The 26,314-nt window shown below is 31.7% G+C and carries 21 protein-coding genes; 4 read left to right on the plus strand and 17 right to left on the minus strand.

What is annotated here, in order from left to right; genetic code table 11:
• The first annotated feature begins 112 nt into the window (after positions 1 to 112).
• Positions 113 to 1,399, plus strand: coding sequence for an O-acetylhomoserine aminocarboxypropyltransferase/cysteine synthase family protein (locus tag ACWJJT_RS08985; protein ID WP_462954461.1), 1,287 nt, complete (start codon positions 113 to 115; stop codon positions 1,397 to 1,399).
• 115 nt (positions 1,400 to 1,514) lie between these two features.
• Positions 1,515 to 2,804, plus strand: coding sequence for a homoserine dehydrogenase (locus tag ACWJJT_RS08990; protein ID WP_462954462.1), 1,290 nt, complete (start codon positions 1,515 to 1,517; stop codon positions 2,802 to 2,804).
• Between the two features lie 125 nt (positions 2,805 to 2,929).
• On the opposite strand, the gene ACWJJT_RS08995 is transcribed toward ACWJJT_RS08990, so the two are convergent.
• From ACWJJT_RS08995 to ACWJJT_RS09025, 7 genes are all read right to left on the minus strand, one after another.
• Complete coding sequence (locus ACWJJT_RS08995; protein WP_165413571.1) at positions 2,930 to 3,271, minus strand: zinc ribbon domain-containing protein YjdM; 342 nt, start codon at positions 3,269 to 3,271, stop codon at positions 2,930 to 2,932.
• Between the two features lie 274 nt (positions 3,272 to 3,545).
• On the minus strand, positions 3,546 to 4,421 hold the full coding sequence (locus ACWJJT_RS09000) for an alpha-amylase family glycosyl hydrolase (RefSeq protein WP_462954463.1): 876 nt from the start codon (positions 4,419 to 4,421) through the stop codon (positions 3,546 to 3,548).
• A 647-nt stretch (positions 4,422 to 5,068) separates the two neighbouring features.
• Positions 5,069 to 5,962, minus strand: coding sequence for a metallophosphoesterase (locus ACWJJT_RS09005; protein ID WP_462954464.1), 894 nt, complete (start codon positions 5,960 to 5,962; stop codon positions 5,069 to 5,071).
• Positions 5,963 to 6,412: 450 nt separating this feature from the next.
• Positions 6,413 to 7,510, minus strand: a complete 1,098-nt coding sequence (locus ACWJJT_RS09010; protein ID WP_258280583.1) for a sensor histidine kinase — start codon at positions 7,508 to 7,510, stop codon at positions 6,413 to 6,415.
• On the minus strand, positions 7,500 to 8,195 hold the full coding sequence (locus tag ACWJJT_RS09015; RefSeq protein WP_462954465.1) for a response regulator transcription factor: 696 nt from the start codon (positions 8,193 to 8,195) through the stop codon (positions 7,500 to 7,502). The genes ACWJJT_RS09010 and ACWJJT_RS09015 overlap by 11 nt, the downstream gene beginning before the upstream one ends.
• A gap of 74 nt (positions 8,196 to 8,269) precedes the next feature.
• Positions 8,270 to 10,213: a serine hydrolase domain-containing protein gene (locus ACWJJT_RS09020; RefSeq protein WP_462954466.1), complete on the minus strand. Its 1,944-nt coding sequence runs from the start codon at positions 10,211 to 10,213 to the stop codon at positions 8,270 to 8,272.
• A 344-nt stretch (positions 10,214 to 10,557) separates the two neighbouring features.
• The gene (locus ACWJJT_RS09025) at positions 10,558 to 11,358 is read right to left on the minus strand and encodes an EFR1 family ferrodoxin (RefSeq protein WP_462954467.1); all 801 of its coding nucleotides are present in this window, start codon (positions 11,356 to 11,358) and stop codon (positions 10,558 to 10,560) included.
• A gap of 158 nt (positions 11,359 to 11,516) precedes the next feature.
• Between ACWJJT_RS09025 and ACWJJT_RS09030 the strand changes: the two genes are divergently transcribed.
• A complete protein-coding gene (locus ACWJJT_RS09030) occupies positions 11,517 to 12,095 on the plus strand; it encodes a TetR/AcrR family transcriptional regulator (RefSeq protein ID WP_462954468.1) in 579 nt (192 codons plus the stop codon).
• Between the two features lie 238 nt (positions 12,096 to 12,333).
• Here ACWJJT_RS09030 and ACWJJT_RS09035 read toward each other — a convergent pair whose 3' ends face one another.
• The 9 genes from ACWJJT_RS09035 to ACWJJT_RS09075 form a co-directional block, all read right to left on the minus strand.
• Entirely contained in the window at positions 12,334 to 13,275 is a 942-nt protein-coding gene (locus tag ACWJJT_RS09035) for a tRNA dihydrouridine synthase (protein ID WP_462954469.1), read from the minus strand.
• A gap of 163 nt (positions 13,276 to 13,438) precedes the next feature.
• The gene (locus ACWJJT_RS09040; RefSeq protein WP_462954470.1) at positions 13,439 to 14,206 is read right to left on the minus strand and encodes an ABC transporter ATP-binding protein; all 768 of its coding nucleotides are present in this window, start codon (positions 14,204 to 14,206) and stop codon (positions 13,439 to 13,441) included.
• An 81-nt stretch (positions 14,207 to 14,287) separates the two neighbouring features.
• Complete coding sequence (locus ACWJJT_RS09045; RefSeq protein WP_462954471.1) at positions 14,288 to 16,642, minus strand: ABC transporter permease; 2,355 nt, start codon at positions 16,640 to 16,642, stop codon at positions 14,288 to 14,290.
• 18 nt (positions 16,643 to 16,660) lie between these two features.
• Positions 16,661 to 18,010 carry an MFS transporter gene (locus ACWJJT_RS09050; protein WP_462954472.1) on the minus strand — a complete coding sequence of 450 codons (1,350 nt, stop codon included), beginning with the start codon at positions 18,008 to 18,010 and terminating at the stop codon, positions 16,661 to 16,663.
• A complete protein-coding gene (locus tag ACWJJT_RS09055; RefSeq protein WP_462954473.1) occupies positions 18,003 to 18,650 on the minus strand; it encodes a TetR/AcrR family transcriptional regulator in 648 nt (215 codons plus the stop codon). The genes ACWJJT_RS09050 and ACWJJT_RS09055 overlap by 8 nt, the downstream gene beginning before the upstream one ends.
• A gap of 498 nt (positions 18,651 to 19,148) precedes the next feature.
• Positions 19,149 to 20,018 (minus strand): DUF1002 domain-containing protein, encoded by an 870-nt coding sequence (locus ACWJJT_RS09060; RefSeq protein ID WP_462954474.1) that lies wholly within the window; start codon positions 20,016 to 20,018, stop codon positions 19,149 to 19,151.
• A 251-nt stretch (positions 20,019 to 20,269) separates the two neighbouring features.
• Positions 20,270 to 20,506, minus strand: coding sequence for a hypothetical protein (locus ACWJJT_RS09065; protein ID WP_462954475.1), 237 nt, complete (start codon positions 20,504 to 20,506; stop codon positions 20,270 to 20,272).
• Positions 20,503 to 22,428, minus strand: a complete 1,926-nt coding sequence (locus ACWJJT_RS09070) for an FtsX-like permease family protein (RefSeq protein WP_462954476.1) — start codon at positions 22,426 to 22,428, stop codon at positions 20,503 to 20,505. Before ACWJJT_RS09070 ends, ACWJJT_RS09065 begins: the two co-directional genes overlap by 4 nt.
• Positions 22,415 to 23,179 carry an ABC transporter ATP-binding protein gene (locus ACWJJT_RS09075; protein WP_462954477.1) on the minus strand — a complete coding sequence of 255 codons (765 nt, stop codon included), beginning with the start codon at positions 23,177 to 23,179 and terminating at the stop codon, positions 22,415 to 22,417. The genes ACWJJT_RS09070 and ACWJJT_RS09075 overlap by 14 nt, the downstream gene beginning before the upstream one ends.
• A gap of 266 nt (positions 23,180 to 23,445) precedes the next feature.
• Here ACWJJT_RS09075 and ACWJJT_RS09080 point away from each other — a divergent pair, with 266 nt between their 5' ends.
• Complete coding sequence (locus ACWJJT_RS09080; RefSeq protein WP_462954445.1) at positions 23,446 to 24,981, plus strand: transposase; 1,536 nt, start codon at positions 23,446 to 23,448, stop codon at positions 24,979 to 24,981.
• A gap of 222 nt (positions 24,982 to 25,203) precedes the next feature.
• Here ACWJJT_RS09080 and ACWJJT_RS09085 read toward each other — a convergent pair whose 3' ends face one another.
• Positions 25,204 to 26,211 carry an ATP-binding protein gene (locus ACWJJT_RS09085; protein ID WP_462954478.1) on the minus strand — a complete coding sequence of 336 codons (1,008 nt, stop codon included), beginning with the start codon at positions 26,209 to 26,211 and terminating at the stop codon, positions 25,204 to 25,206.
• Between the last annotated feature and the right edge of the window lie 103 nt (positions 26,212 to 26,314).

Consider the following 26,314-nt stretch of genomic DNA (forward strand, 5'->3'; position numbering starts at 1 on the left):
ATAGCAAATTTTATGATACAATTTTTTTTATTGTTTAATAAAATTAATCATGCTGCTTTCCTTATAGGAGAGCAGCTTTTTTTGAAAAATAATTATAAAAGGAGAAATTAATATGAGTGAGCGAAAATTAAGTTTTGAAACTTTACAGGTACATGCAGGGCAGGTTCCAGACCCTACTACAGGATCGAGAGCAGTCCCAATTTATCAAACATCATCTTTTGTTTTTAAAAATGCAGATCACGCAGCAAATTTATTTCAATTAAAAGAAGAAGGAAATATATATTCAAGGATAATGAACCCAACTACAGACGTTTTTGAAAAAAGAGTAGCCGCTCTTGAAGGCGGAGTAGCAGGACTTGCTACAGCTTCAGGAATAGCTGCAACATTCTATGCAATACTTAATGTTGCAAATTCAGGCGATGAAATAGTAGCTGCAAGCACTCTATATGGTGGTACTTATGAACTATTTAATGTTACTCTTAGAAAACTTGGAATTAACGTAACATTTGTTGATCCAGATGATCCTGAAAATTTTAGAAAAGCTATCTCTAATAAAACAAAAGCACTTTATGCTGAAACAATGGGAAACCCAAAAATAAATGTTCTAGATATAGAGACAGTAGCGGATATTGCTCATGAAAATAAAATACCCCTTATTATTGACAATACCTTTGCAACTCCCTTCCTTTGCCGTCCAATTGAGCATGGTGCAGATGTAATTATTCATTCAGCAACAAAGTTCATTGGAGGACATGGAACTACTATTGGTGGAATTATAGTTGATGCTGGTAAATTTGATTGGGCAGCTAGCGGTAAATTCCCTGATTTTACAACTCCGGATAAAAGCTATAATGGAATAGTATATGCTAATTTAGATGCTCCAGCATTCGCTTTAAAAGCTAGAGTTCAACTTTTAAGAAACACCGGTGCGACGCTTAGCCCTCAAAGTGCATTTTTATTTCTTCAAGGTTTGGAATCATTATCGTTAAGAGTTGAGAGACATGTAACAAACGCTAGGAAAGTTGTTGAATTTTTGAGTAAGCATCCAAATGTTTCATGGGTAAATTATCCTGAACTTGAAGGGAGCAGATACAAAGATTTAGCTAAAAAATACCTACCAAAAGGAGCAGGATCAATATTCACTTTTGGAATAAAAGGTGGCCTTGAAGCTGGAAAAAAATTTATTAATAATGTAGAATTATTTTCGCTGCTTGCAAATGTTGCAGATGCAAAATCTCTAGTAATTCACCCCTCAAGTACAACTCATGCAGAGCTTAACGCAGAGGAGCAAAAATCTGCTGGAGTTACTTCAGATTTGATAAGACTTTCAATTGGCGTTGAGGGTATCGATGACATTATATACGATTTGACGCAAGCTCTAGAAAAATCAGTTCAATAAAAAGTTAATAATTCTTTGGCAGCTGGTTTCAAAATAAGGTCTTGTCCCTAACTATATTCCTCCATCACCTTAGATGACGGAGGAATAACTTTAAAGTTTAGAAAGGAAAACTATTATGGAAAAGGTAAAAATAGCGATTTTAGGTTTTGGAAACGTTGGGACGGGTGTATGGAAAATACTTCACGAAAATAGAAAAGAAATAATGAAACGTTCAAATTATGAAATAGAAGTTGCTAAAATACTTGTAAAAGATATAAATAAAAAAAGAGAGATCAAAGCACCTAATGGACTATTAACAGATAACATTGATGATATTATAAATGATGAAAGTATAAAAATTGTGGTTGAACTTATTGGTGGATGCGATAAATCTAAAGAGTATATGATACGCGCAATGAAATCTAAAAAACATATTGTAACTGCTAATAAATTAGTTATCGCGAACTGGGGCGAAGAGTTATTTAAAACAGCGGAGAAAGAAAACGTATTGTTTTATTATGAAGCAAGTGTGGCTGGTGGAATTCCAATAATACGCGAGATTAATGAGAGCCTTACAGCCAATAGGATTGAGCAGATAATTGGAATTATAAATGGAACAACTAATTACATATTAAGCAAAATGACAATGGATGGGATTAGCTTTGATGAAGCACTAAAAGAGGCGCAAGAAAAGGGTTATGCTGAAGCGGACCCAACCTCAGATGTTGATGGCTTTGACGCTGTATATAAGCTTGCGATAATGTCTTCTCTAGCATTTGGAACTAAGGTAGATCATGATTGTATTTATAGAGAAGGAATAAGAAGTATTAGTGACATAGATATAGAATATGCTAAAAAACTTGGTTATTCAATAAAACTTTTAGCAATAGCTAAAGAAGTAAATAACAAATTAGAGCTAAGAGTACATCCAACCCTAATACCTTCGAGCCACCCAATGGCAAATGTAGCTGATGCATTTAATGCTATTATGATAAAAGGAAATGCAGTTGGAGAGTTAATGCTATATGGAAAAGGCGCTGGAGCTTTTCCAACTGGAAGTGCAGTTGTAGGTGATATAATATCCATATTAAGAAATAATGTAAATCATTATGACTTATTAGACCTAAGTGACAAGACTGATTTTAAAGAAGTGAAAAAATCGGAAGAAAATGAATCAGAATTCTATATTAGGCTTAATGTTAAAGATACAGTAGAAGTTTTAGGAGATACAGCGAAAATATTTGGAAAAAACAATGTCAGCATTATGTCCGTTACTGGAGATGTAAGGCACGATGATCATGGACCACTAGGCTTTATTACCCATAAAAGTTCAGAAAAAAACATAAGAATTTCATTAGAAAAAATAAAAGAACTAGAAAACGTCAACAAAATAGAAAGTATAATAAGGATGGAATCATTTTATTAAACTTATTCTCCTTTTAGTATTTATATATAAAAACACCCCATCAGATGAATTTTACAACTTTTTTAGTTATAATCATTCAATGGGGTGAAGTTCACTATTTCGGTTCTATTACATTAAACCATGATTTATACTTTTTTAACAAATTCAGATTTTAATTCCATAGCTCCAAACCCATCAATTTTGCAATCAATATTATGATCTCCATCAACCAAACGTATATTTTTTACTTTTGTACCTTTTTTTATGGCTAATGGACTTCCTTTTACTTTAAGGTCTTTGATTATTGTTACAGAATCACCATCGTTTAATACATTTCCATTTGCATCTTTGATAATCCTTTTCTCTTCACTACTTTCTGTTTCTAATTCTAAAGTCCATTCATGAGCACATTCAGGGCAAACAAAAATACTTCTATCTTCGTAAGTGTATTCTGAATTACATTTTGGGCAATTTGGCAAATCAGCCATAATTTCATTTCCTCCATTCGTTATTGTTAACTCTAATATATAAGAATTATTGTCAATTTTCTTTTTACAACTTCATAAGAATAGCAATTACAAAGTTAAAATTCACAAAAAAAAATATATGGAGTTCCTTATATGCTTATATACTATCATAGTCTCCTCATATTGACAAACCTTCCTCCGCCCTCTCCTTAAAGTCCCTTTTTTCTATTAATCATTTTTTACATACAAGTTTTTTAAAAGCAAGTCTAATTTCAAAAATAACCATAGCAGTCATTTATCTTGCCAAATTAATATTTTTAATATTTTCCATTTTCCATAAATCTGAATATGCCCTAATATAAAATAATACATTACTTTCTTTATGATTTTTTAATAGTAAACCCCATTTTGATGTTATCACATTATCATCCATGCTTTTAGTAAATCCCCAGCTTTCCTCGGTGTCATGGGACATTACATAAATAACCATCTTGCTCTGGTCGGTTGCATCACCATCAGTTAACACATTGATAAAAGGTGTATACTTGTTTAATAGTTCTTTACTGGATTCAATACATTCAGCATAGTTGAACATATCTTTAAATTCACCAAATACCCTTCTCCAAAAGTAACTTCCTTCACTTTCTAATGCAAAATGCTTACCCATGTCGATTCTGAACCCACCCACTCCACAATTCTTTAGTTCTTTTAAAAAATTTATATAAATTTTTTGTAATTCTACATCATTGTAATTGAGCATTGGTAATCCAAAAGCACCATTAACAATTGCATTTCTATTGCCATAATCCACTGTATTTTTTGCGTTAGTCCAAAATTTAGGGTTATTTCGTAGGTTTTGATCTACGGTTTGACTTGGTATTAGCTTTCCACTCTCATCACCCGCTAAATGTCGTAACACTACGTCAACGATGATTTTAATTCCTATTTTATTAGCTTTATAACATAATTCTGTTAAATCTTCCTTTGTTCCACTTCTATTACCTATTTTAAATGATAGCGGTTGATAGTATGTCCACCATTCATCTCCTTTTTTGCAAGGTTGCACGGGAGTAACCTGTATGGATGTATAGCCACACTCTTTTACTTTATCTAAAATTTTAGTTATATCTGAGATTTTCCATTGAAAACAGTGCAATATTATTTCTCTCATATTATGTCCTTTCATTAATCACTTATTTTATAATGTATTTAAACATTTACTTACTTTTCAACCATTTAACCCATTTTCAGATTAAATCATCACCTTCGTAACTATTCATCTTGCTCAAGCTGCAACATTAATTAAATTATTACTATTACAATCAGATAATTTTTACAGGAAATAAATTTAACATAATGTAGTTCCTATAGATAATGATGCACTTAATTACCATTAAATATACATAGAATAATTTTTCAAAAAATATCCCCTTCTAATAAGGAATACGATATTTTAAGACTTAAATAACCTAGCCATTAACAAATTCCCTTTAGCGATAGTTTATACAGACAATTTTTTAGAAATACGAATAGTGTTACTGTTATACAATTTAGGTGGAATGAAGTTTCGAGAGAAGATTTCTTCGACTTATGGAAATGCTTTTTAAAAACTGATAATATGTACCTTTTATTTGTTAAATTTAAAGCCACTGGCAGATTTGTATATAAGACTTTATCTGAGAGAAATATTAAAAAATTAGTTGAGTACGTTGACAATAGCCCTGGGGAAGATAAGACTAAAAACCTTAATACCCGAAATTAAACCATAAGAGGACCCTCACTAATTAGTGAGGGTCCTGCAAGTTACTTAGATTATCTCTAAGCGTCAAAGTAATCCTTTAATTTTCTTGGTCCTGCAAGTACTTCGCTGTCTACAAATAAAGTTCCGTCCTTCTTTGTGTTAACATACCACTTTACAAGTTTGATATTACCAAAATCAATTTCCATTGCTGTTATGCATCGAGGATGAACACAGCTTCCATCATTGAAATATGGAGGATCACCTACTTCAGGAAACATAGGCCTATGTGTATGTCCTGCGACCATCATCTGTTTTTCTTTTATTACCCATTCAATAAGCTTTTTTTCTACTACTTGTTTCTTATGATAATTCTGTGCTGTTCTAGTTGGATCATTTACTCCAAAGAAGTTAAGAGGTCTCCATAAATACCTTACTAAAAATCTGGTCAATCTCCACATTTTATCATTTGGACAGTCCACTTGATGCCCGTGTATTAGAAAGATTTTGTCATTAGTAACTTTATGCCTCAATACTATCCCCTCATGGAGCCTAATATTATCGAATAAAGGAATATACCTTTTCTTGAGTTCATCAAAATATTTATATAAATTATTTTTTACAAATTTATCGTTTCTTTTTACTATATCATGGTTTCCAAAAATAAAATTAAGCCTATCTTCATTATAAAATTTAGATAGCAACCAGAAAACATCGCTATGTACCCTCTTAATGTCAGAAAGTCTTTTATTCTCCCAAAGTTCATCTCCATCACCAATCTCTATATAAGTATATTGTTCGTCATAGTAATGAGTTAAGGCCGCAAAATAAATATTTTGATTCTTTGAAAAATCATCTGACCAGTTTCCATCTCCTCTATGGCAATCACTCATTAAAACAATCTTGGAGGAATCGTCAAAAATAATTTCCTCCGATGACTCAAAAACTTTAGATAGATGTTTTAATGTATTCATTTTATCCCCCTCTAAACCAGCAGATTCTTTCTATATTTAAATATATTACAATGTTTACTCATAAAGAACACTTAGAGGCCCGTAAAAAAGGATATCGATGCTTTAGAAACAACGGTCAAGGAATTAATATTAACCTATCTTAAAGAAGTTATTATATTAGGTTCGTTACCTCATATAATATTTTAAAAAAAATAAGAGCCTTGGAAAAAGTCCAAGGCTCCCCTAAGGTGATTAACTGCTGCGTAGTATCCATTTATCATTAAATTACAATACTTTATTATTAATAAAGTTAATGGAGATAAACCTAACATAGAGACTAACCATATTAAAATTATGCATTTAATTTTATTGTTTAATCCTTTAAATTTAAGGCATAACTTCTTATAAAAAAATAATATATAGTAAAACAAGAACTAGGTTAAAAAAGGTATTAGTTACTATTTTCTGTTCCTATTGATCAAGTGGTAATTTTGTTTTAAATTCTGTTTTTTCCTTAGAGCTTGCAACCTCTATATTACCATTATGTAATTCTACTATTGTCTTTACAATTGCAAGCCCAAGTCCAGTTCCATCTTTTTTATTACAAGATCTTTGTACCCTGTATAACCTTTGGAATAAATTCTTCAAATTCTCTTCTTCTATTATATCTCCATAATTTACAAAGCTAACTACAGCCATATTATTTTCTTTCCCTATATTTATATCTAAATATTTCCCCTTACTACCATACTTAATTGCATTAGATATTATATTTTCAAAGGCTCTAACTAATAAAATAGCATCTCCATCTATTATTAAACCTGCATCTTTTGAAGATATTCTATATTCCATACCACTATTTTCAAAAGCCGGTATAAAACCAATGGTAACTTGTTCTATTAATTGGTGTAAATATATATTAGATTTATTTAAATTTACATCTCCATTACATATCTTTGTAAACTCAAAAAGTTGTTCCACTGAACTCTTTAATTCCTTTGATTTACTTAATGAAACTTCGCAATAATGATGCAACTCATTATCATTTTTATAATTTTTCTTTTCAATCAACTGTAAAAATCCAATAACAGAAGTAAGCGGAGTCCTTAAATCATGAGATAAATTTGTAATCAGGTTATTCTTCTGCTTTTCCCACTGTCTTTCTTTTTTCATTAGTTCTTTTATGCTATATGCCATTTTATTAACATCTGAAGCTAATGTTCCCAGCTCATCCTTTGTTCTGATAGGTATATTTATATCTATATTTCCATTAGCTACTATCTTTAAATTTTGTGATATTTCTTCTATATAATCAGTGATTTTATTCATTTTTTTGATAAATATTAAGCACATCAGCACTATAAAAATCACAAACACTCCTATACTAATCCCCAGCATAACTGAACTATTTGTATTATAATCATTAATAAATTTCATATAGAGACTTTGGCAAAAAATATGTAGCCACATAATTACTAAAAAAACTCCTACTAATGTTGATATTATAGACATTATCGTAGCTGTAAAAAAATTTAGGAGTATATTATATTTAATACTGTTATTCTTCAATTTTATATCCCACTCCCCACACCGTTTCTACTATTTTAGGTTCCTTGGGATTATCCTCTATCTTTTCTCTTAATCTCCATATATGAACCATAACAGTATTATTTCCTTCAAAATATTTTTCTTTCCAAATTTCTTTAAAGATATCCTCAGCATTAAATACTTTCCCACCGTTACTTGCCAATAGCAACAATATCTCATATTCTTTTGGAGTTAATTTTAACTCTGTACCAAATAAATTAACTTTATGATTTCTTTTGTTTATAGTAATCCCTTTTATTTCAATAATATCTTCATCGTCAAACGGTTTGTGATTTTCATTAAGAAATACATATCTTCTTATTTGAGCTTTCACTCTAGCAATAAGTTCCATTGGGTTAAATGGCTTTACCATATAATCATCTGCCCCTGTAGATAATCCTTGTATTTTGTCAATGTCTTGACCCTTTGCACTAACCATTATAATTGGAATATTATACTCTTTTCTAATCTTCATACAAACCTGCAACCCATCTATTCCTGGCATCATTATGTCCAAAATCACAAGATGAATCTTTTCTTCATTAATTATATCAAGTGCATCTACGCCATTTGTAGCTTTAAACACCTTATACCCATCATTTAGTAGGTATACTTCCATAAGTTCAATTATTTCTACTTCATCATCTACAATCAGTACATTAAACATAGCGCTTATTTCTCCCATCAAATACCTGTTTTTAATAAAATTATACCACATTTCAAAATAATTGATGTTTCAGGTTATATTTTGAATCCTAAAAAATCAAAGTAATATATGAACCATATGAAAATAAAATTAACTATAGTTATGATTGTAAAATAAATTTTTTCTGCTTTTCTTCCTCTCTTTTTAACCCAATTATATATTAAAATAATTAATCCACAAATACTTAAAACCGTTGATACTATTAGAAATCCTAAAAAAGTATAAAGTAACCATGCAAAGGTAAAATCATTAGTACTAATCATAGTCATTGCCATTATAGTTGCACCAAGCATTCCAACTACATTAAACGCACTAATAACTAAGTTTGCTGTTCTAATTAATTTTATGCCCCTACAACTTTTGCACCCTGTTTGTTTAAACCTCCTTTTTATAAACAAAACTATTGTTCCAATTATATTAATAACGAACATAATCATAGCTATAGCAAATATAGCTATATTAAAATTTATTTCATCAAAAAAACTTATCTTTTCAAATGAATTATGGCTTACATCATTAAATGCATAAGTTACTTTACCACTGTCATTTATCTTAAATGCAAAATCTCCTCGTCCATCTTCCCTTGCAAATACTCCATCTTCCTTTTCAACAAGAGTTGTAGTGATTTTCTGTTTAGCAAGAGTATACTCCTTAAGAGTTAATGTACCGTCTTTATTAGCTATAATTCTCATATTCATAGAAGGGTCAAATAAAAAACCAATCTTCATAATGTTACTTTTTGATATCCCATCATAGTTTCTATATGTTCCTTCATATTTACTAAAATTTTTAATTGAATTTTTCTTTATTTCATTAAACTTATTATTGGTGGTAGGATAAAATTTATTTAAAAACTCTTCTTCAAAGTTAAATGGAAGTGAATTTACTGAATTGGTTGCAATATATAACCCTAAGCCTTCCTTTGGCATTAAAAATAATGTAGTAGTACTACCTGATGGTAATGCACCTTCATGTTTTAATATTTCTTGTCCATTTCTATTGCTTCTTATAAATCCATAGCCCATTCCAGGTAAGCTGCTGTCATTTGAAAATTGCTTATCCTTCATTATTGTTGATGTTTTTTCATTTAAAATTTTCTTTCCTTGAAACTCTCCATTATTTAAGTGAGCTGTCATAAAATTTTCCATATCTTTAACTGTTGCATTTATCCCTGAAGATCCGGAAGTATATTGATAAGCTAAAGGACTTTCATTATAGTCTCCGCCTATTCCTCCGTACCCATAACCCTTAGCTGTATTATTATTTTTTAATCTAACTAAGCTATTATTCATTTTTAATGGCTCTAATATATTTTTCTTTACATATTCTTCATAAGTAATACCAGATACCTTTTCTACAATATATCCTAGAAGGTTATACCCCTCGTTACAATATCTACTAACAGTGTTAGGCTCCCTTACCACCTTGGGAATATGGGTATCCATATAATATTCCTGTGATTGTATGGATTTTTCATCTAAAGTAGTGCCATTAAGTTCACTAGCTTCGTCAACTCCACTAGAATGAGTTAATAAATTACCGCAAGTCACTGGTTCCTTATAATTATTAATAACCTTGTAATGATTTATATACTCATTAATATTTTTTTTCAAATCTATTTTGCCTTCTTCATACAGTTGCATAATAGCTGTTGCAGTGAATAATTTACTCACTGATGCTGCTGGAAAAGTAGTCTTATCAGGATCTACTGATATTTTCTTATCTATATCACTGTACCCATACCCTTTTTTAAATACTTCTTTTCCATCCTTTACAACAGCTATAGCTGCTCCTGCAATTGAATGCTTCTCCATATTCTTCTTGAAAAAATCATCTGTGAATCGCTGTAAATTTTGACTGTTATTCACCTCTAAATGTTTCTTCTCTATTTCCTTTCCAAAACTATTACTATGTAACCCTGAGCTTATCAACACAGTACTTAATAATATTACCATAATTTTTTTTGCTTTCATCTTCATAATTCCAACTCCTTAATTATTCTATAGTTAGATTTTATATTAAAATAAATTTTTAATTTTAACTATTTTCTTACGAAAAACTAAAGTTTATATATAAAAATATAAAACCGTACACTATTTCAGTGCACACTTTTGTTTAATGGAGTATTACAGACTACTATGTTTATGTTTTAAATTAAGGCATAAAAAAATCCTGAGCATCTCTGTTCAGGATTTATGGGAGCGAAGCACAACCTTTAAAATCCACTACATATTTCTATTAAAAACAACCCTATATTTCACTAATATTTTTTACATATAAAAATTATCCAGTTGCTCTTTTCGCCCCATCTCTCTTCATAAATCTACTCCTTTATTTCCTTAACTTTTTTTAGCATAAGGTCTTCTGCTTTTATTTCTGGGTGCGAATAACGCTTTCTATTGTTATTCTTATTGGAGTATTCAATAGCTCTCACTGGACACCATTGAATACAAGCCATACATTGTTCGCAGTTATTATTCCAAGTAGGAATATCATTTAACATTGTAATATTACCCATAGGACAAATGCTCTTACATATCTTACAATGTGTACAATTCTTATTTACTTTAAATTCGCCATCTCTACTTTTCAGAGCTGCTAATCTTTCTAATGAATTTTTATTAAATAATTTAGCTAATATATTTGCTTTTATTATTGCTGTTCTTTCCCTTTTATCTATTATTGAAATAATCTTTACTATTTTTTTACCTTCTCCTTTGTATAGAAACTTACAAAGAAAATTTGGAAATCCACCATATTCCACAATCCAATTTCCAGGCATTCTTATTTTAAATTCAGCAGCTAGTTTTCCACCATTTTTATCTACTATCTCCCTAAGTTGTTGCAATGCCATCCCTCTAGAACCTGCAAAAGAAGCTACTCCAAAAACATATTGATTAGATTGGAACTTAAGTTTATTTAAAATTTCCTTCATTACATTTGGCATGTACAATTCATACACCGGAAATACAAACCCAATTCTTTCATAACTGCTATCTATTTCTATAGAGTTATTTAAAGCTAAAATATGCACAACCTCAGTATCCTTTAAATATTTACCAATATGCTTTGCTATAGCTAAACTATTTCCCGTTCCACTAAAGTAGTATATTACATTTTTCAATACATCCACCTCACTTAAAGTTTTGAAATACATATGTACATATTTCAAATTAACTATAACATTTAATTATTCCCAATTCAATAGTTTTGAAATATCAATCTTATATTTCAAAACTGTTATGATATAATTGAATAAAAACTTACGTATTGGAGGTCCAAATGAATAAATATGAGATTAGAACAAATAAAAAAAAGTTATCAATAGTAAATGCTGCTAATGGGTTGTTTAAAGAAAAAGGATTTGCAAATGTAAATATCAAAGAAATCGCTTCCCAAGCCAATGTATCACAAGTTTCAATCTATAATTATTTTGGGAATAAAGATGCCTTAGTCGCTGAATGTGTTAATTCTCTTATGGGAGATGTATTAGAGGCCGCAAGAAAATTGCTTTATACCGATATGAACTTTAAAGAAAAAATACTTAAGGCTCTTTCTTTATGTTCTAATTACATAAGTAAATCTTTAAGTGAATATTTTACCCTGGAGGCTCTAAATGATAAAGTTCTAATTAAGCTTATTACAGAGAGTGTAAACAAAAATAAGTTTGAATTATTTAGGGATTATATTGAAGTAGGTAAAGATGATGGAACCATAGATAAGACAATTCCAACTGATACAATTATGAGATTTATAGAGATAATATCAATTGCCGAAAGTAATGTTAATTATAGTAAGGTTTCCGATAAATATATTCAAGATATGCAAACCCTAATGTTTTATGGAATAATAGGAAATTAAATACAGAAGACTTTTTTTTAGATAACCTATAAAAATATAATATTTTCTTTCTGTGCTTCACTGATTTAACAGAACTTGCTGGCTTGCAATATTCTTTTTCTGGTAGATTAGCAATAAGAATGATTGAGATCTTATATCGTATTCATGATGAGTACGCTAAAAATGCACACCCCTAAGTTCAAAATCCATAGCGGTGTGCATTTATTCCATTCTAACCTATAATTTTATGACTTTCAGCTCAATTTTCTAAAACATCCTGTTCTCTAAACAAGCTTGAAACAGCCTCATCGTAATCATATAATCTTTCTGATTTCCTAATCTTTTTTGCATACTTTACATTATCAGAAAACGCCGGAATCATATAAAACCATAATTCTTTCATTTTAAACAAGACATTCCTCTCTCCAAAGAGTATTCTTTTATAATCTTCATAAATTTTATCATGAAAGTCTTTCAGCAATTTTTTTTCAAGTTTAATATTATTTGTAATGTAGCTGTTCAGTCCAGGATTGGCTAATAATCCCCTGCCAAACATTAAAGTATCTACATTAGGGAAATCAGCTGAAAACTCCTTGTAATCTTTGATTGTAAAAATGTCACCATTATAGCAAACAGAATTTTTACTTAAATTCAAGGCTTCCTTAAAGATTTTCAGATTAGGCTTATTTTTATAAAAATCTTTTTGAATCCTTGGATGAATAATAAGCTCTTCAATAGGGTACTTGTTAAATATTTCAATTAAATCATAAAATTCTTCAGGTCGGTCTTTTCCTATCCTGGTTTTTAGTGAGATTTTTGTTATCGATTGAGAGAAAATTTCGTCTAAAAACACATCAAGTTCTTCTTTTTTTGAAAGAAATCCAGATCCTCTATTTTTTGAAACTACAGTTCTAGAGGGACATCCTAAATTTAAATTGATCTCATTATATCCTAACATCTTTATCTTCTTTGAAGTATGAATAAAATCTTTTGCATTATTGGTTAGTAATTGTGGAATCAAAACTAGTCCTTGGTTGTTTTCAGGCAAAATATCATTTAATTCCCGTGTTTTAAAACTTTCGCTTTGATTTGCAACAATAAAAGGTGAAAAGTATTTATCTATATTATTGAAAAAAGTGTTATGGGCATTTCTATAAATGTACCCAGTCAACCCTTCCATAGGTGCGAAATAAAAATTCATATATCAATAGCTCCTTTATTCAAATAGTTATCTTTCTTCCTTATCAGGAACTTTCTTTATGAATTATCTTAAGTCTTTCCTTACATACGTTCTTAAGAACTTTTCATTTCGAACTTACCTAATAAATTTTCTATACGAACTTTATGTGAATGCCAATGAAAAATTAGAATCCATTTTCCACTAACCATTTCATAATGCTTTCTTCCCTTTCCTTAATATCGTCATGCTGCGTATCGTATTTACGCATTTTCTTCTGTGCAACTATATTTCCATCTACCATATACAATATTCTTTCGGTTTTTGCTGCCACCTTTACATCATGCGTAACGAGCATTATGGTTGTTCCTTTTTTATTTATCCCTGCAAGAATTGACATAATCTCTGCTGCCGAATTGGAATCTAATGCTCCGGTCGGTTCGTCTCCAAATATGATATCCGGATCATTTATAAGCGCTCTACAGATGCCGGCTCTCTGCAGCTGTCCACCAGATGCCTGGATGATATTATTATCTGCAAGCTTTTCAATTCCTGTCATTTTAAGTAGCTTTTTTGCTTTTTGATTTACCATATTTTTATCCGCATCTTTTGATACAAAGGCAGGAAACATAACATTGTCAATCACTGACAGATTCTTTAAAAGATTAATATCCTGAAAGATAAATCCCATGTTATTAAGCCTAATCTTCGCCAGTTCTTCTTCTTTTAGTCCAACCATTTCACTGCCTTTAAATTTCACACTGCCAGAAGTAATTCTATCCATACCGCTTACATTATATAGCAGTGTTGACTTCCCACTTCCAGATGGCCCCATGACCGTAACGAATTCACCTTTTTCTATCGCAAAGTTTACATCCTTTAAGATATGAAGCTCATTGTCTTTCCATAACTCTACTTTTTTGTTCATACTTCTAGCTTCCAATATATTGATCATATATATTCCTCCAATGTAAAATATTCAAATCAAAGTCTATATCCACAGTGACATCCCGGAATGCCTTATTTTTCAGCAGTTCTAACTTCTTAAAGTTACAGATAAATCATCTTCTACTGTTACCGTGCAACACACAGATATAGTAACTCCAACTACTAAAATCAACGCTAACGGACATAGCAGTAAGGTCTGCCATGCAACATTAACAAATTGAATTCTTGCAGCCCCCATTGGCGACATTGCCAAACTTACAAGAAACTCCCCTAAATAATCAGAAGCCAGCACTCCAAGTATGATTCCCAATATCAGTACCATCAAAGTTCCTGCCATATATTGATGTTTAACATTTTTGGAAGTTAATCCCACACACCGCATGATTGCAATCTGGGACATATCCTTTGACAATAACATCTTAATGAATAATGCAGTTATAAGTATAACAATTATTACTGCAATTGCGATTGAGCCTATAACAATTATGCTCATCTGATCAATGATATTTCCAAGAGTCTGCCCAGTATATTCTTTGATATCATTTACCTGCGCAGAATCATAGGTATTCTGATAGTAGTTCATTTTCTTTCTAATATCAACACCTTTAGCCACATCCATGTTCACAATATACCAAAGAACGGCATCTTCATTTAAACCAAGACTGGTATCCGCTTTCGATGTTTTACCACCATTTGTAATATCTTGATAAATACCACATATTTTCATAGTCTTCTCTGCCTCGAAAGCCTTTACTACTATTTCATCTCCCACTTTCTTGTTTAATCCGTCTTTTGACGCATTTGCATAGGAAACTGAGATTTCCCCTTCACCCTTCGTTGCTCTCCCTTCCACATAATTTAATGGAAATACAGAAAAATCTCCGGTTTCAATATTAATATAGTCCCAGGAACCTTTCGCATTTTTGACCTGGTATGAACATGTTATGTAGGCCGCATACTTTTCAATATCCGAATCATTCTTCAACTCTTCCTGCAGCTTTTTAAAATCTTCTGTAATCGTATCTGTCTTTCGAAGATCGATTCTCATGTCGCATTTTCCTATTCCCATGTATGTGGAAAATGACCGTGAGTTCATGGTGTTATACATATTTAACGGAAGAATTACAATAACCGTACATACAGCAAAAATAAAAATCAGTAACCTGTATAATTTGAAACGCTTCCATACATCCCTAATTCCCATGTAAACATTGGTGCGCAGGAATTTGTTGCTAAGCAGTGGAAAACTGTATTTCCGGTTCTTTCCACGTTCCATGATGTCTGAACGCAATGCCTCCACCGCAGAAATCTTATCTATTTTTTTCAGCACTTTCTTGCAGTACATCACAATTATAAAATATACAAATAATGGAACTATAAGAGATAGTACATATTTTAAGTTTCCTGATAAATCCGAAGATATATAAAGTCTCATTTTACCGTTAAACAGATTTACCACTACAAAGGAAAGCAGATAGCCTATTATACCGGCTACTACTGACATAACCCTGTATTTGATAAGATATACCTTCTTTATATCCTTTTTAGATATTCCCATCGCTTTCATAACACCAATTTCTCTTAAATCTTCATCAATAGTTGCCAGAAAGGTAAGTCTGATACAGCAGGTCGCTATAATAATCAGCAGAATACTGATAAGTATAATTACCATCGCAACTGCCGCATCTGACATAGCATTAAACACCATAAATATCTTTCCGACCACTGTCGGACCGTTTGCCGGAAGACCTGCAACCATATATGCAGTCAAAGCAGCCTGAGAATCCCCGTTTTCATTCAGTTTAAATTCAATAAGATATTCCACTTCCCCTGCCTGCTTTTCAATCATTTCATCATAGTCCGCCTGATTAATAACAAACCGCTTCGAAGACGTAAGGGAAGAGTTCATCTCATAATCTCTTGCATAATTTGAAATGACAAACTCTTTCAGGTATCCTTCACTTTTCACCGTAATCGGATCACCTATTTTCAAGTCATGTTTTTCCATGAAGTAGATGGGAACCGCCACTTCACCTGCCTTTACCTCCAGCTTTTCATTATCCAGATCCAATATAAAATCAAATTTCTTATTCTGTACAACAAATGAAATATCCTGTACCGTTCCAGCCATCGTTTTATTTTTGCCAAAATGGATATTCCCTCCATCAAAATCCAGAAGAACCATCGTCTCCTGCTTCGCTATATTCTCACGCTGCTCTTTCGTAAATTTATCGATTTCTGCCTGATCATATTTTCCGGAATGCATCTGAGTAATGTCAGCTGGGACTGCACGTTCCTGCAACTGGGACATCGACTGAATCAGATTTGCAATGATATTTGTTGCACTAGCTCCTAAAATAACTGCCATGGTTATAAACACAGATACTGTCACAGTTATGATTTTCTTCCTGCTGAAATCATTCTTTACAATTTTAAAAAACATTATTTTTTCTCCTTCTGACTATATATCTTTGCTTCGAAAGCTCTCATCATTAAATGATTGTTCTGCCTCCAAACTACCTTCTGCTTCTTTCTTGGAATCCATTCCACGGATACTCTTTGATTTAGATACAATCAGTGCCGTAATTACAAGGCCTATTCCGGCAAGGATTAGTAAGAATCCGATTCCTCTTGTTTCACCAGTTCCTATGACTTTTCCAACAGTATCCGCCAGCACACCGCCTTCTACCAGTGCTGGATTAAATATATAATCTGCAAGAACACCTGCCAAAATATAAGCAATTACATATCCCAGCTGTGAAATCAAAGAAATAAGTCCCCATGCCCTACCCTGCTTATCATTATCAATGGATTTTCTTATGAGAACATCAATACTTGCAGTCGCATATGGTAGCGAAGCAAAGAATAAAAATCCAGAAATAATAATGACGGTCATGCTTGTCGTTGCACCAAATCCTGCCATAGTAATACCACTCGCAATAAAGCTTGCCACCATGACATTTACATATTTGCTCTTTAATATTCCACTACCAATCATGATACTGGACACCATCATACCGCAGGCAACTACTGTCTGCAGAATTCCAGTTGTTTTCTCACTGGCAAAGGATAGGATCATTGGTTTTGACAGGACCTGAATAAATCCCATATAAAACATTAAGACGGAAACAAGTATAATTAATAGCATGACTCCTTTAGCCTGGATAATAATCTGCCATCCTTCTTTTAAGTCCTTGAAAAAACTCATTTCTTTCTTAACCTGTGACTTTACCGCAAGAGATTTTCTTACGGTAAAGATTGCAACAACCGTTACAACAGAAGTCAGAATATCAATGGTAAGTATCACTTCCATACCGGAAGCTGCCAGAATTAAACCGCCAATAATCGGTGAAATCAAAAACTTGGAAGAGGATGCAATTGACACCATTCCACTTGCTTTTGCATAGTCATCCTCTGTCAGTAAATCCGTAATTGTTGCTTTATATGCCGGATCGAGCAATGCTACAAATGCTGAACTAAATCCCACACAAAGGCAGATTTGCCACACCTGAATATGCCCTTTGTTCATAAGCCCCAGCATAACAATCAGCCCAAACGCTGATACAATATCTCCCAGTATCATGAGCAGTCTTCTATCAAATCGGTCTGCAAGAACCCCCGCAGCCGGACTTAATAAAATCATCGGCAGAAGCGCCGCCATTTCCACCATTGAGACATCCACCGCTGAATGTGTCAGCTGCCACACATACACTCCAAGACCAAAGGCCGTCATTCCAGTACCGATATTAGATATCAGTTCCCCCAGCCAGATAATCAGAAATTTTCCGAAGGATTTTCCCGAATTATTCATTGCTGCCTCCATCTCCGCTACCAAACATCTGCATAACGTACATAAGACTTCCACTTTCGGCACCGAGCAGCCTTTCTACATTGAAAACAAACGCCTGTATGCGTGAAGCGCGCTCCACGCTTGTCATTTTAACCATATCATCATCAAAAACGGTATTTGTATATGACATAACCATTTCCACGCATTCATACGGGAACGGCGTGCTGAACAGTCCCTGCTCAATGCCCTCGCAGATTATTCCCGTCAGTATCGGCGTAACACCGTTTAATATTACCTTTTGTATTTTCTGATGCATAAGCGCGTTCTGTGGCTTGTGAATGTGCTCCATAATTTCCTTGCCGCTTCCGCCACTTATGTTCAGTGCCATTACAACGCGCATAATGCGCTTGTTTACGGGCATGCTCTTGTCTGCGGCAATTTTCTGCGCCGCGCCTAAAATACGGACGTTATATCGCTCAATCAGCACGTCCATAATGCCCTCCTTCGACTTGAAGTGGTAATATAGTGTTCCCCGCGCAATTCCGACCTTTTCGATAATATCGTTTGTGCTTGTGCCGTCAAAGCCCTTCTGACAGAAAAGCTCATCCGCCGCGTCAAGTATTTCTTTCCTGCGTTCTTCAGCTTCTTTTACTATCCTCATTTGTACATCTCCTTACAACAGACTGACTGTCTGTCTATTAATAATATAATGTCATATTTGTTTTAAGTTGTCAAGAGAGCGTGCTAAATTTCGTTAAAAACCGTCTACGAAGCACGGCGTCCATCAGGTCTATAGATCTGTCAGTGTCCTCCCATCTTTTCAGCGATATCAGCTTACGTAAATTCAAGATATTCTACGGTAGGGGTTTATTTTTAGTGTGCATTTATTTTAATTTACACCAAAAACTTATGGTCCAATCATAAGTTTCGCCTTATATTTTTACCAAAAAACAACAAAAACCCCTGAATTCAGGGGTTTTCCATTGTATCAAAATTGTTGCTTATGTATGGTGGAGGCGAAGCCTGATGGGTGTAATCCACTATATAAAGGTGCCTTCCTTAAATACAGAAGACATCTCTAATAACCAGTGAACCCCTGTTACCACTTTTCAAGTCTACCTTTTTAATATTAAACTTATACCTCCCATACTCATCTCATTTATGATTTTAAACTATCTGATACTCCCTTGAAGAAATTTCCAATAGAATCACATACACTTGAGAACCAACTTTTAGCCTTATCACTCTCTAATGTATTTTTCATTGTACTAGCTACACCCTCAAGCTGTCCTTTTACTTTGCTGTAATCCAAGTTCAATTTATTTACATTTTTCATTAATCCAACAATGCCGCTTACATCATCTTTAGACAAATTGTAATTGTAATTATTAGTTACATTATTTACTATTTTTGTTATACCTGCCTCATTCTTAGGTTTATCTTTTATAACTTCACTCTTTACTTCATTGATTAATCCCGCAGCTTTATCTTGTCCAATTTTTTCACCTAGTTTGCCTGTAACTGCGACCTCTTCATTAGCTGTTTTCTTTGTACTTTCATCTAATTTCTTACCGTCTTTACTATTTTCAAATCCCTTTAATATGCCAGTCATAGCTGCCGTACCTGATACGGTGAATGGTGCAGAAACTTTAACATTAGCATTCTCAATTCCTGCTGTAATTAGGGCATTCTTTATCATACTAGCATTTACCCAAGTTACATTATTTGTATTGACTACTAAACCACCATCACTTGTTGGCTCAATATAGGAACATGATATCGCCTTATTACCTAATTGAGCTCTAGATACTGTATCTCCCAGATATTTCTTCTCTTCACTAGCTGTAACTTCAACAACACTCGCACTATTCCTATCTACATCAAAATACTTTAGCATGTTTTCTTTCTGTTGATTCGTCAAATCATCCCCTATAGTAACACTCTTATATGAATCAGCGTATACATTTTTTATAGGTGTTACAAACAAACTTACTGTTAACATTACACCTAAGACTAATTTCTTATTCATTTGACAAGACCTCCATATTCCACATTATTTTACTGTTGTGACTTAGATATATTATAACCTAAACTATACTAATTTGGTAAATGGATTTTTTCCATTGAATTGTATGAACTATAGGTCCCTTTAATACTTGGAAATTTCTTCAACATATACTCCTTCATCACTTCTAATATTGGTTGGAGAATTAAATTTAATAATTTATAGTTCTATTGCTCCCTTTAAAATCCACTACTCCGCCTTTCTTTTTAATAATATTAATTATCATATTTGCCTAAAAACCCTCGAGTTTCTTTCCCAATTTCTTTTGATTTCGTATAGAAAATATAATGTCTTCCTTCTAGATCAGAATAACTAAATTTATTATACTCCTTAAATTCATCTAAATTTTTATTCATTATATTTGTATATTTTTCATTAGGTATATCTTTCATAGATCTAATTGCAATAAATTTAAGTATTGGCAACTCCTTTGACATTTTAGTTTTATTCACGGTTTCACAACTACGCCTTCCTCATAGACCATCTTCACATAATCATTACTTATGAAAAAATAGAATAAAATCATTGTTATTGAATATAAGCATAGCGCAATTATTAACTGAGTATTAAACGAAAAATTCATTATTTGTTCTAACATCTTAATTGCAATAATACTATGCAGTATTCCTACACTACCAGGTAAAATAAATGAAATTCCAACTTGTACATGCACAGATTTCTTTACTTCCGCTTTACTCATGCCTATTTTCTTCAGTGTTTTGTACTGCTCTTTATCCATGAAGGCATCCTTTAATATTTTAAAATAAATTGTACTAAAGGTTGAAAGTATAAATATTATAGACATTATTAGCCCTAAAAAATGAAATATTTCTATTGCATAATAATCCCATGTGTATTCGTTAATATGTGGATATACCTTCTCCTTTGGCATAGCTTCCCTTATATTGGATATTAATTCATCTGCCTCTTTCTCTTTACTTATTTGAACGCAATTTAAAGATGTTTCATTAAAGCCTTCCTTAACCTTTTCATATTCATCATCTTCTAAAATATATATATTTTTTGTCCCTAATTTGTCTATAATCCCAGTAAAGGGTGCATCCTCTTGTTTTTTAATTACATACTCTCTATTTTTTATTTTTATTTCTTCTTTCAGAACATTCAATGGAGATGCTAATGTTGTTGCACTTACTATAAAAACAGCCTCGCATCCCTTAGGCTTAATGCTATCTGTTACTTTATAATTTAGAAACTCTAAGTTCTTTTTTAATGTTGAATAGCTTATTATTATTGCTTCATTTTTATAATCTACTTTTCTATGATAGTTTATATAATCAATCTTTCCTAAAATAAATTTATTTTCATTAATTCCAATTAACTCATGATTAGATTCATTAATTATTCCCACTGCTTTTTCTTTTAATTTTTCATCATTACTTTCGTAGCTAAAACTATATGGAGATTGCTTAATAGCTTCTTTTTGTGCAACTTTCTCAAAGGATAAGCTTACTCCAAAGGCTGTTATAGCTGCTGCACATAACATTGCTGTCATAGCTAGATTACGATAATTGCCCTTTAGTCTAAAGTACACATTAGAAATACTTACTAACATAACATTCTTATATACCATTTTTTTGTTTTTTATCATCTTATTAAAGACTATGGACATGAAACTCCCAAAGAAAAAGTATGTACCTATTGAAACACATAATAGCGCTGTCATAGATGAAAACAGCAAATCTAGCTCCCATCTTTTAATCATAATGCCAACTAAGTAACCAGCTAAAATTAATAGAACCCCTAAGATACCCTTAAAATATCTTAACTTTGGTAGTTCTTCTTTTTCCTTTGTAGCATTAATCATATCTATGAGTTTACTTTTCTTTACTACTCTATATTTTTTATAACCTAATATTGCAAAAATACATGAGAATACTAAGATTACTATAAAGACAGCATTTAATGAAATTTTGAACGGTATTTCTACATTTAAAAATATGGATTTTGCGAGCAGCATAAAAAATAGTTTAGATAAGATTACTCCAAATATAAGTCCACTGCATATAGATGTAGCTCCAAGTAATAAACTTTCTATTGCAAATACTTGTCCAATTTTTGATTGGGTAATTCCCATTAACATATATAAGGCAGTCTCCTTTTGCCTATTTAACAAGAAAAATTTATCTGCATTAAATATAAAATATACTACTGTACATACTAAAATAAATCCACATGAAAGACTTGCTACACTTGCTGCCTGAAATCTTTCACTAATTTCGATAAATGCCTCATTGTCTCCTATTGCTAAAAAGTTATAGAAAGTTGCAACAGATACAATTGTAATAAGTAAATAAAGTTTATATACCTTTATGTTATCCTTAAAAAGCATCAATGATAGTTTAAATGAGTTCATCACTAACTCCTCCCATCATAGCTATCATATTAAGAATCTTTTTAAACATCTCACTTTTATCTCCATTGCTATCTAATTCACCACTTATACTTCCATCCTTCAAAAACATCACTCTATCTGAATAGCTTGAAGCCCTAGGATCATGAGTTACCATTATAATCGTAGTATTACAACTTTTATTTATATTTACGAAGCATTCAAGAACTTCTATAGCTGATTTAGAATCTATTGCACCCGTTGGTTCATCTGCAAAAATCACCTTTGGAGATGTAATTAATGCTCTACAAATTGCTGCTCTTTGCTTTTGGCCCCCTGATAATTGATAAGGATATTTATCCAGATGCTTTTCTATGCCTAAGAGCTTTGTTATTTTATTAATCTTTTCTAATATTATCTCTACCTTTTCATTGTTTAGTGTTAATGGCAATGCAATATTATCTCTTATTGTCATATTATCTAACAAATTAAAGTCTTGAAAAACAAAACCTATTACGTCTCTCCTAAACCTAGCTAATTCATTTTCTTTTAGACTGTTAACATCTTTACCATCAATTAAAACCTCTCCTGAAGTTGCTTTGTCTATCGTTGACATGACATTTAAAAAGGTAGTTTTTCCTGAACCTGAAGGTCCCATTATACTAATAAATTCACCTTCATTAATTTCTAAATCTACTTCCTTTAATACTTTATGTTTATTCGTTAACCTTCCATATTCTTTAATTAACTTTGATACCGCTACAATTTTATTCATATTATCACCTCGTATCTATAGTATGTGCACTCTCGGAAACTCTTAAGGCACTGCTAACTCTTGATTCATTTTGCTCAAAAATCAACTTCACCTCAAAAATTCGTGGTGCCTCATATTGTACGAATAACCTAGAAAATTTAAGCTATTCGTATTATTTTTTATTTTTTTTACTTAAACATTGTGAAATAAGACTTGACAGCTAGTAAAAATTCGCAAAATTAAATATGTATATTTTTTACATTATTTCATTTGCGAGGAGTGTTTTTATGTTAACTGTTAAGGTTTCTCATTCCCAATATCAATATTTTCTTGAAACATTTTTAGAAAAATTCTATATTCAAACCAATCAACAAATCACTTTGTTTGAGCGTAGTTCACAAATAACTAAAATATGGTCTACCGACCTAACCGGAATTGTCCCTCTAATAGAAAGTACTTATTCTAAATCTAATCAAGGAGCTCCGCCAAAAGATGCGGCAGCATTACTCAGGTCACTTATTATCATGGCTTATTGTAAAGAAACTAGTATATCCTCTTGGGTAAAAACATTACGTTCAGACCCTTTCTATTCAATTTTATCTGGTTTTATACCCGCTTGCTATTCAGACTCTAAAGCCGAAGGCATACATGTTGACCGACTTCCTGGTGTAGGTACTTTTTATGATTTTATGGATAGGCTGATTCATAAGGATAAGATCCTTAATAAATCCAAACTGCGTAAAATTAAACGTAAACCACGTAAAAAGCAAAAGAAAAACCAAAAGATGAATAACTCCAAATCTGGTGTAGTTGACCGTTTAGTTAAAAGAATCTTAAAATTTGATAATTTAAAGCTCCTTGACAGAAGCGAATCCAAAATGAACAACATACTTAAAGAATTATTTGTTATTCCTTCTTTATCAATGGGTATTTTGGGCGATCCTTCTAAACTAAATATTGCTGGCGACGGAACCTGTATGCCAACACAGGCTTCGCCTTACGGTAAAAAAGTTTGTGATTGCAAACTTAAACCAGGAGAACATTGTGACTGTTATCGAAAGTTTACCGACCCCAGTGCTAGCTGGGGTTGGGATAGCTTTAATGAACATTATTACTATGGTCATACCTATCATGGATTTACTGCCTGTGATAGCTTTTACAGCCTACCTATCCATATTAAATTTGTTAGCGCGGCACGCCATGATGCTGTTACTGGAGTTTATGCACTTAAAGAACTTGTAGATTTATATCCTGAAATTAAATTTCATTCTGTAGCCTTAGATTCTGCTTATGATGCTAATGCTTTTTATCTTTTATGCATGCATTATGGAATAAATCCTATTATTGATTTAAATTCACGTTCTTCAAAACCATCATCAAATAGTGAATTTGTTAAACTTGATAAGAATGCTATTCCACACGGAACTGTTTGTGGACATCAGCTTCGTAATTGGGGAATTATTACTAAACAATATAGACATAAATGGTTATTCCCAGTTCAATGTGAAAACTGTGAAAAATGTCCTATGAAAAGCAATAAATCTTATTACACTAAAACATTAGATAACCCAAGGTATTTTACTCCAATATTAAGAGGTTCAAAACAATGGAAATCTCTTTATAAAAGACGTTCAACTACTGAAAGGTGTTGGGATAGAATAAATAATAATTTTCATGCTGAAGATGCAATTATTTATTCTGTTGGGTATAGAATAACAAGGGTATTTCTTGGTGCATTTTGCTGTTTCATAGATGCTTGGGCATCAGAAAAATTAATAGCCCTTGCTGATATTTTCCCAACTCTTAAAAATATAGCTGCGTAATTTAAAATAAATTTCAATTCAATAACCAGCCTACGGCTTTTTTTAATAGTGTATAAAAAAGTCTTTTTGTCATGCCCGTAATTAATTCAAATATAACTTTTCATTCAAATAAGCACTTTTAATACTTAAATATGGAAATTGTTAATTATTGTTTTCCGACTATACTAATAGTATAATTTATATCTGATTACTCCTCCACCTATCAAGGTTACAAATCAGGTTCTAATGTGACATTGGTGTAACATTGTAGTAATCTGCTAACTTGTAAAAACTTAGAATAAATTCAGTGTACTCTGCCTCTTCACTTTCTACCTTCAAATCTATATTTAAATTATTACACATTTTTTTTGCATAATATAAACCAATACCAGTTGATTTAGTTCTTGTCCTTCCATTTTTCCCAGTGAATCCTTTATTAAATATTCTTTTTATATCTTCTCTAGGAATACCAATTCCATTATCTTTAATATGTAAATAATAAGCCTCGCTATCCTCTTTATTGAAAATATGTAGTTGTCCATTTTCATTAGTATACTTACTACTATTATTAATAATTTGAGAAAGGATATAGTGAATCCATTTTCTATCACTTATTATGTTAAACCCTTCAACCTCTAATATTATTTCAATATTTTTGTTTATGAAAAATCCTGCATTCTCTTTTATTGCCCTTCTAATTTCATCTCCTACTGCTACTTGCTCACTTTTTACATCTAAATTATAATTATTTGCCCTTGTAACATATAGCACTTGATTTACACTAAACTCCATTTGTTTCATTTCAAATATTACCTTTTGCGACTCATCCTCTTCCAAGTCTTCTAATAATAGGTAAGTAACAGCAATATTAATTTTAATATCATGAACCCATTTTGTAATATAATCCTCAAAATCATTTATATTGTTTTTTAAACTTTCTTCCTTTTTTAGATGTTCTAGACTTTGTTTTTTTAAAATATTTGAAAATACATTTAAATGAAAATCAGTTGTTTTATTATCTAATTCATTATTACACTTTAAAATATTACTGTACTTATTTTTTTCTTTTATAAATCCACAAGTAAAAGCTATAAATACTGTTAATAAAATAAGTATGTCCATGTACATAATATCTTGAAAACTCTTATTTATAGTACTACTGCTATATAATATACAATTAATTATTATAAAAATTATTGTATTGCTTATTATCCATATTTTATTAATCTTCATATAATCAATTATCTTCATCTATCATTTCCCCCTTTTTATCCTTCATATAAATAACTATATCTTTCTTGTATCTTAAGAAAAAGCCAACCATCTAGAATTTTCATCCAAACAGTTGACTTAA

Source organism: Clostridium sp. CM041, from assembly GCF_055081035.1.

Coding starts and splice junctions, on each gene's coding strand:
- ACWJJT_RS09085 (WP_462954478.1), bottom strand. CDS start 26,211: ATGAAGATAATTGATTATATGAAGATTAATAAAATATGGATAATAAGC.
- ACWJJT_RS08985 (WP_462954461.1), top strand. CDS start 113: ATGAGTGAGCGAAAATTAAGTTTTGAAACTTTACAGGTACATGCAGGG.
- ACWJJT_RS09040 (WP_462954470.1), bottom strand. CDS start 14,206: ATGATCAATATATTGGAAGCTAGAAGTATGAACAAAAAAGTAGAGTTA.
- ACWJJT_RS09005 (WP_462954464.1), bottom strand. CDS start 5,962: ATGAATACATTAAAACATCTATCTAAAGTTTTTGAGTCATCGGAGGAA.
- ACWJJT_RS09015 (WP_462954465.1), bottom strand. CDS start 8,195: ATGTTTAATGTACTGATTGTAGATGATGAAGTAGAAATAATTGAACTT.
- ACWJJT_RS09055 (WP_462954473.1), bottom strand. CDS start 18,650: ATGAGGATAGTAAAAGAAGCTGAAGAACGCAGGAAAGAAATACTTGAC.
- ACWJJT_RS09045 (WP_462954471.1), bottom strand. CDS start 16,642: ATGTTTTTTAAAATTGTAAAGAATGATTTCAGCAGGAAGAAAATCATA.
- ACWJJT_RS09060 (WP_462954474.1), bottom strand. CDS start 20,018: ATGAATAAGAAATTAGTCTTAGGTGTAATGTTAACAGTAAGTTTGTTT.
- ACWJJT_RS09000 (WP_462954463.1), bottom strand. CDS start 4,421: ATGAGAGAAATAATATTGCACTGTTTTCAATGGAAAATCTCAGATATA.
- ACWJJT_RS09080 (WP_462954445.1), top strand. CDS start 23,446: ATGTTAACTGTTAAGGTTTCTCATTCCCAATATCAATATTTTCTTGAA.
- ACWJJT_RS08995 (WP_165413571.1), bottom strand. CDS start 3,271: ATGGCTGATTTGCCAAATTGCCCAAAATGTAATTCAGAATACACTTAC.
- ACWJJT_RS09070 (WP_462954476.1), bottom strand. CDS start 22,428: ATGAACTCATTTAAACTATCATTGATGCTTTTTAAGGATAACATAAAG.
- ACWJJT_RS08990 (WP_462954462.1), top strand. CDS start 1,515: ATGGAAAAGGTAAAAATAGCGATTTTAGGTTTTGGAAACGTTGGGACG.
- ACWJJT_RS09075 (WP_462954477.1), bottom strand. CDS start 23,179: ATGAATAAAATTGTAGCGGTATCAAAGTTAATTAAAGAATATGGAAGG.
- ACWJJT_RS09050 (WP_462954472.1), bottom strand. CDS start 18,010: ATGAATAATTCGGGAAAATCCTTCGGAAAATTTCTGATTATCTGGCTG.
- ACWJJT_RS09030 (WP_462954468.1), top strand. CDS start 11,517: ATGAATAAATATGAGATTAGAACAAATAAAAAAAAGTTATCAATAGTA.
- ACWJJT_RS09035 (WP_462954469.1), bottom strand. CDS start 13,275: ATGAATTTTTATTTCGCACCTATGGAAGGGTTGACTGGGTACATTTAT.
- ACWJJT_RS09020 (WP_462954466.1), bottom strand. CDS start 10,213: ATGAAGATGAAAGCAAAAAAAATTATGGTAATATTATTAAGTACTGTG.